4 protein-coding genes and 1 tRNA gene are annotated in these 6591 nt (G+C 69.3%); 3 read left to right on the top strand and 2 right to left on the bottom strand.

Going from position 1 to position 6591, the window contains the following annotated elements; genetic code table 11:
* Positions 1-215 precede the first annotated feature (215 nt).
* From hrpA to SSNG_RS44860, 3 genes are all read left to right on the top strand, one after another.
* Positions 216-4139, top strand: a complete 3924-nt coding sequence (gene hrpA / locus SSNG_RS18515; protein ID WP_007265400.1) for an ATP-dependent RNA helicase HrpA — start codon at positions 216-218, stop codon at positions 4137-4139.
* Positions 4140-4210: 71 nt separating this feature from the next.
* A tRNA-Asp gene (locus SSNG_RS18510) sits at positions 4211-4284 on the top strand.
* A gap of 408 nt (positions 4285-4692) precedes the next feature.
* Positions 4693-4824: a hypothetical protein gene (locus tag SSNG_RS44860; RefSeq protein ID WP_277752149.1), complete on the top strand. Its 132-nt coding sequence runs from the start codon at positions 4693-4695 to the stop codon at positions 4822-4824.
* Positions 4825-4919: 95 nt separating this feature from the next.
* Here SSNG_RS44860 and bldC read toward each other — a convergent pair whose 3' ends face one another.
* Positions 4920-5126 carry a developmental transcriptional regulator BldC gene (gene bldC, locus SSNG_RS18505; protein WP_003949541.1) on the bottom strand — a complete coding sequence of 69 codons (207 nt, stop codon included), beginning with the start codon at positions 5124-5126 and terminating at the stop codon, positions 4920-4922.
* A gap of 609 nt (positions 5127-5735) precedes the next feature.
* Positions 5736-6575, bottom strand: coding sequence for a hypothetical protein (locus SSNG_RS18500; protein WP_007265399.1), 840 nt, complete (start codon positions 6573-6575; stop codon positions 5736-5738).
* Positions 6576-6591 lie beyond the last annotated feature (16 nt).

The following is a 6591-nucleotide window of genomic DNA, read 5'->3' as shown; positions in this document are numbered from 1 at the left end:
TCCGGGGTACCCGTTCCCCGCCCGGCCAGGGCAAGGGTGAGGCCTAGGAGCAGCACCAGCCCGGCGGTAGCCCGGAGGCGCCACGCGCTGGGACGGAAGGACAAGGGTGGGCGGCCTCTCACTGGCACAACTGGGGGACTCGTCCCGAAATGGTACGGGGAGGGGCACAAATGCGTTCGCCACCCGCCCGGCCCAGGTGAGATCCTCGATCAGGTATGTCTACTTCCTTCGCCGCCCTGCAGACGCTTCTCGGTGAGATCTCCCTCCGTGACGCGCACCGCCTCGGCCGCCGCCTAGAGGGCGCCCGCCGCATCCGCAAGCCCGAGGCCAGGCAGGCCGTGCTCGACGAGATCGCCGCGGAGGCCGAGAAGGCCGCCGGGCGACTGGCCGGCCGCGCCTCGCGCATGCCGGAGGTCACGTATCCCGAGAACCTGCCCGTCAGCCAGAAGAAGGACGAGATCGCCGAGGCGATACGCGACCACCAGGTCGTGATCGTCGCGGGCGAGACCGGCTCCGGCAAGACCACGCAGATCCCCAAGATCTGCATGGAGCTGGGGCGCGGCGTCCGGGGCATGATCGGGCACACCCAGCCCCGGCGGATCGCCGCCCGCACGGTCGCGGAGCGCATCGCGGAGGAGCTGAAGTCCGAGATCGGCCAGACGGTCGGCTGGAAGGTCCGCTTCACCGACCAGGTGGACCAGGACGCCACCTTCGTGAAGCTGATGACGGACGGCATCCTGCTCGCCGAGATCCAGACGGACCGCGAGCTGCGCGCCTACGACACGATCATCATCGACGAGGCGCACGAGCGGTCGCTGAACATCGACTTCCTGCTCGGTTACCTGGCCACGCTGCTGCCGAAGCGCCCCGACCTGAAGGTGGTCATCACCTCGGCGACCATCGACCCGGAACGGTTCTCCCGGCATTTCGGGGACGCGCCGATCGTCGAGGTCAGCGGGCGGACGTACCCCGTCGAGGTGCGGTACCGGCCGCTGCTGGAAGAGGACAGCGAGGAGAGCGACCGCGACCAGATCACCGCGATCTGCGACGCCGTCGACGAGCTCCAGGGCGAGGGCCCCGGCGACATCCTGGTCTTCCTCTCCGGTGAGCGGGAGATCCGCGACACCGCCGACGCGCTGGTCAAGAAGAAGCTCCGCTTCACCGAGGTGCTGCCCCTCTACGCCCGGCTGTCGCACGCCGAACAGCACCGGGTCTTCCAGCCGCACACCGGCCGCCGGATCGTCCTCGCGACGAACGTCGCCGAGACCTCCCTGACCGTCCCCGGCATCAAGTACGTGATCGACCCGGGCACGGCCCGCATCTCCCGCTACAGCCACCGCACCAAGGTGCAGCGGCTGCCGATCGAGCGGATCAGCCAGGCCAGCGCCAACCAGCGCAAGGGCCGCTGCGGCCGTACCAGTGACGGCATCTGCATCCGGCTGTACTCCGAGGACGACTTCAACGGCCGGCCCGAGTTCACGGACGCCGAGATCCTGCGGACGAACCTGGCGTCCGTCATCCTCCAGATGACCGCGGCCGGGCTCGGCGAGATCGAGAAGTTCCCCTTCATCGACCCGCCGGACCACCGCAACATCCGCGACGGCGTGCAGCTGCTCCAGGAGCTGGGCGCGCTGGACCCGGCCGAGAAGGACCACCGCAAGCGGCTCACCCCGATGGGCCGCCAGCTCTCCCAGCTGCCGGTGGACCCGCGGCTGGCCCGCATGGTCGTGGAGGCGGACAAGAACAACTGCGTGCGCGAGGTCATGGTCATCGCGGCGGCCCTGTCCATCCAGGACCCGCGGGAGCGGCCGTCGGACAAGCAGACGCAGGCGGACCAGAACCACGCCCGGTTCAAGGACGAGACGAGCGACTTCCTCTCGTACCTGAACATGTGGCGGTACGTCCGCGAGCAGCAGAAGGAGCGCGGCTCGTCCTCCTTCCGCCGGATGTGCAAGCAGGAATACCTGAACTTCCTGCGGATCCGGGAGTGGCAGGACATCTACGCCCAGCTGCGGTCGGTGGCGCGGACGATGGGCATCCACGTCAACGAGGCCGACGGCGCCGAGACCAACATCCACATCTCGCTGCTGGCCGGCCTGCTGTCGCACATCGGCCTGAAGGACACCGACAAGAACGAGTACCTGGGCGCGCGCTCGGCGAAGTTCGCGGTGTTCCCCGGTTCGGCGCTGTTCAAGAAGCAGCCGAAGTTCCTGATGTCGGCGGAGCTGGTGGAGACCTCGCGGCTGTGGGCGCGGGTGAACGCCAAGGTGGAGCCCGAGTGGGTGGAGCCGCTCGCCCAGCACCTGATCAAGCGCACGTACAGCGAGCCGCACTGGGAGAAGGACCAGGCGGCCGTGATGGCGTACGAGAAGGTCACGCTGTACGGCGTGCCGATCGTCGCCCAGCGGAAGATCAACTACGGCCGGATCGACCCGGAGGTGTCGCGGGAGCTGTTCATCCGCAACGCGCTGGTCGAGGGCGACTGGCGGACCCACCACAAGTTCTACGCCGACAACCGCAAGCTGCTGACCGAGGTCGAGGAGCTGGAGAACCGGGCGCGGCGCCGCGACATCGTCGTGGACGACGAGACCCTGTTCGACTTCTACGACCAGCGGATCCCGGAGCACGTGGTCTCGGGGGCGCACTTCGACTCCTGGTGGAAGCACAAGAAGCGCGAGGAGCCCGAACTCCTCGACTTCGAGCGCGAGATGCTGCTGACGGAGAAGGCGGCCGGGGTCACCAAGGCCGACTATCCGGACTCCTGGCGGCAGGGGCAGCTGAAGTTCCGGGTGACGTACCAGTTCGAGCCGGGCGCGGACGCGGACGGTGTGACCGTGCACATTCCGCTCCAGGTGCTGAACCAGGTCACGGACGAGGGCTTCGACTGGCAGATCCCGGGCCTGCGGGAGGAGGTCGTCACGGAGCTGATCCGTTCGCTGCCGAAGCCGATCCGCCGGCACTACGTGCCGGCTCCGAACTACGCGACGCGTTTCCTGCAGACGGCGCATCCGATGCAGGAGCCGCTGCCGGTGACGCTGGCGCGCGAGCTGCAGCGGATGGTGGGCGTGCCGGTGACGGCGGAGGACTTCGACCTCGGCCGGATCCCGGACCACCTGAAGATCACGTTCCGGATCGTCGACGAGCGGCGCCGCAACCTCGCCGAGGACAAGGACCTGGAGGCACTGCGGCTGAAGCTGAAGCCGAAGGCCCGCCAGGCCCTCTCCAAGGCCGCGGCCGCCACCGCCGAGCGGGCGGGCGGGGAGTCCCTGGAGCGCACCGGTCTGACGGACTGGACGATCGGCACCCTGGAGAAGGTCTTCGAGACCCGCAGGGCCGGCCAGCCGGTGAAGGCGTACCCGGCGCTGGTGGACGACGGGGCGAGCGTCTCCGTCCGGCTCTTCGACACGGAGGCCGAGCAGCAGCGGGCGATGTGGCTGGGCACGCGGCGCCTGATCCTGCTGAACATCCCGGTGAACCCGGCGAAGTTCGCCTCGGACAAGCTGTCGAACCAGCAGAAGCTGGCGCTGTCGCGCAATCCGCACGGCTCCATCCAGGCGCTGTTCGACGACTGCGCGACGGCGGCCGCCGACAAGCTGATCGCCGACCACGGCGGTCCCGCCTGGGACGAGGCGGGCTACCGCCGGCTCTACGACCGGGTCCGGGCCGACCTGGTGGACACCACGGTGCGGACGGTCGCGCAGGTGCAGCAGGTCCTGGCGGCCTGGCAGGCCTGCGAGCGGCGGCTGAAGGCGACCGGCAGCCTGGCCCTGATGGCGAACGTCGCGGACGTGAAGGCGCAGCTGGCGGCACTGATGCCGGCCGGTTTCGTGACGCTGACCGGGCTGAAGCGGCTGCCGGACCTGATGCGCTATCTGGTGGCGGCCGACCGGCGGCTGCAGCAGATGCCGACGGGCGCCCAGCGCGACACGACGCGCATGGAGAAGGTCCACGAGATGCGGGACGAATACCTGTGGCTGCTGGAGCAGTTGCCGAAGGGCCGGCCGGTCCCGGAGGCGGTCACGGAGATCCGCTGGATGATCGAGGAGTTGCGGGTCAGCTACTTCGCGCACGCCCTCGGGACGGCGTATCCGATCTCCGACAAGCGGATCGTGAAGGCGGTGGACGCGGCGGCGCCGTGATCCGGTTCGACCGCACCCCCTGAGCTGCTGTACAGTCTGTTTCGCAGCCGCGCCAGTCGGCCGCGAATCAAGGTCCTGTGGAGCAGTTGGTTAGCTCGCCACCCTGTCAAGGTGGAGGTCGCGGGTTCAAGTCCCGTCAGGATCGCAGAAACGTCAGGGCCCGTATCCCCCAAGGGATGCGGGCCCTGACGCGTATCCGGGTACCGGGCCGTGCGCGCGGCGCCTCCGGCCCCGGCCGGCCCCCCGCGCCGTGATCGGCCGAGGCGCGCGGCGCCCCTGTGGGGCCCCCTGAGGGCCTCGGCGCCCCCTCGGCGCTTCCCCGGCCGCCGGCGCGGCCCGGGGGCCTTGCAGGGGCCCCTGAGCGGGCCCGGGGAACACATCACCCAGAGGGGAGAAATCCCCCATACGCGTGAGGCGCTCTGCACCGGACCTCCCTTTACGGGGGGCATTGCCGGATGTACAAGAGTTATCAGCTGTGACGGGAGTCACCGCATGAGTTTTTCAGACTCACACGTTTATCGGACCCCTACGCACGCTCGATTTAATATGTGCAATGGCACCCAGACCGCCGACGCCCGGGGACGACGGAGTCCCGGACCCCTCCCGGGGCCGGCCGGGGGTGCCCCGGACACAAAAAAAGATCGCGCTGGACCCGGCGGAGTCCAGCGCGATCGAACGGCAGTGAACCTGTTGGGGCAGGCCCAGCCGATGAAGCCATGTGGGTTTCATCGGATTGGGGGATCCGACACGTACCCGTTAATGCGGTCTTGCTGCGGGACCTCAGGCCTCGCTGCGCTGCTGCGGAATTCCCGCGAGCAGTGCGCGAACCTCGGCCTCGCGGTAACGGCGGTGTCCACCCAGGGTGCGGATGGACGTGAGCTTGCCAGCCTTGGCCCAGCGGGTGACCGTCTTCGGGTCCACGCGGAACATCGTGGCAACCTCAGCCGGGGTCAGCAGCGGCTCGGCATCAGGGGTGCGAGCGGTCATGAGCGGCCTCCTCGGGAGAACCGAACCATCTCGGTTCTTTCCTCTAAATTCTGCACCTTGGCCCACGTTGCCCGAAATGGACATACGCAGGCCGAGTCGGTTATAGGACGAACGGCTTGTCCTCGGCACTACAACTACACCATCCGTCCAGCCTCGACGGCCAAACCGATGGAATTGCCCTCCGAGGTGTTCATCAGCGGCGGAAGCCGATGGACCGCCCTATAACGGACAGTCACCCCACTGTGACGATCAGTCACAGAGCGATCAGGAGTCGTCAGACCCCCCATAGAGTGCAATACCGAGCATTCCGCCCAAAGTTGGGTGGAAGGAACCCTCCCCGGACTCCTTGTCCTATTTTGGCACGAGGGTAGGGGAAGGGCGCAAGGGTGTGGATAGTGCGTTCCGTCACGCTTGGGCCAATGGCCCGGATCGGGACGTAGGTCCTGGAACTAAGACCCTAATGCGGTGATCGAACCCCTGATCTGCGTATTGCGGCCGATCGGCCGATGACAACCGATACGGGCGATACGCGAGGGGTCCGAACGGGTACCGAACGGGATTCGTACATGATCCCCACCCGCCCCCGGTTCCGAAAGGGCCAAAGCCCTCCTAGTTCGCGAAGAGCCTCTCCCGGACCGCCCGCCACCGCACCGAGAGCTCCGCGTACACCTCCGCGGCGCCCTCCTCGTCGCCCGCCCGCAGCGCCGCGAGGCCCTCCGCCAGGTCACGGGCCGACCGGTCCCCCGCCAGGCCGTCAGCCGGCAGCGCGTGCAGCAGCCCCCCGTAGTCCAGTTCGACCATCGAGCGCGGATGGAACTCCTCCAGCCAGCTGCCCACCTCCACCAGCCCGTCCGCCAGCGGCCCGTAGCCCCGGCCCTCCTGCGCCCGCAGCGTCCGCAGCGCCCGCGCGAGCCGCCGCCGGGCCTGCACCATCGGCGTCCGGTAGCGCAGCCGCTCGCCCGGCAGGTACTCCCGCTCCTCGTCCGCCACCAGCACGAACCAGCGCAGCGGGACCTGCCACACCCCGGTCCGGATCCACGGCCGCCCGTCCGGGTTCCGCTCGCGCCAGGCCTCGTACGCCTCGGCGGCCCGGCGCCGCTGCGCCGGCGGCAGCGCCGCGTCCAGCACCGGGCGCGGGAACTCCGCGACCAGCTCCTGCAGTGCCAGCCAGCCGCGCAGCCGGGTCCGCCAGGGGCACACCAGCAGCACCCCGTCCCGCTCCGCCGTGAAGGCGTCCCCGCTCTCGTGCACCGGGACCCCGACCACGGGGACCCGTACCAGATCGGAGAGCGCGCGCCGCAGTTCGTCCTGCGCCGTCGGGGCGGTCCCGCGCCGGGCGTACGCGGCCCAGTGCGTGCGCTCGGGCTCCGCGAACGCCGCCAGGGGCTCGTACACGCGCAGGTAGGAGGCGTACGGGACGGCCGGCGCGGGCCGTGGGGATTCGCTCACGCACCGGTCCTCCCCT

Origin of the sequence: Streptomyces sp. C (genome assembly GCF_000158895.1) — a bacterium.
GTDB classification, from domain to species: Bacteria; Actinomycetota; Actinomycetes; order Streptomycetales; family Streptomycetaceae; genus Streptomyces; species Streptomyces racemochromogenes.
The sequence above is the reverse complement of the archived record's forward strand: the minus strand, read 5'-3'. Positions and strand labels throughout refer to the sequence as shown.

Excerpts from the sequence above, each read along its gene's own strand:
- hrpA (WP_007265400.1), top strand. The coding sequence starts at position 216 with ATGTCTACTTCCTTCGCCGCCCTGCAGACGCTTCTCGGTGAGATCTCC.
- bldC (WP_003949541.1), bottom strand. The coding sequence starts at position 5,126 with ATGACCGCTCGCACCCCTGATGCCGAGCCGCTGCTGACCCCGGCTGAG.
- SSNG_RS44860 (WP_277752149.1), top strand. The coding sequence starts at position 4,693 with ATGGCACCCAGACCGCCGACGCCCGGGGACGACGGAGTCCCGGACCCC.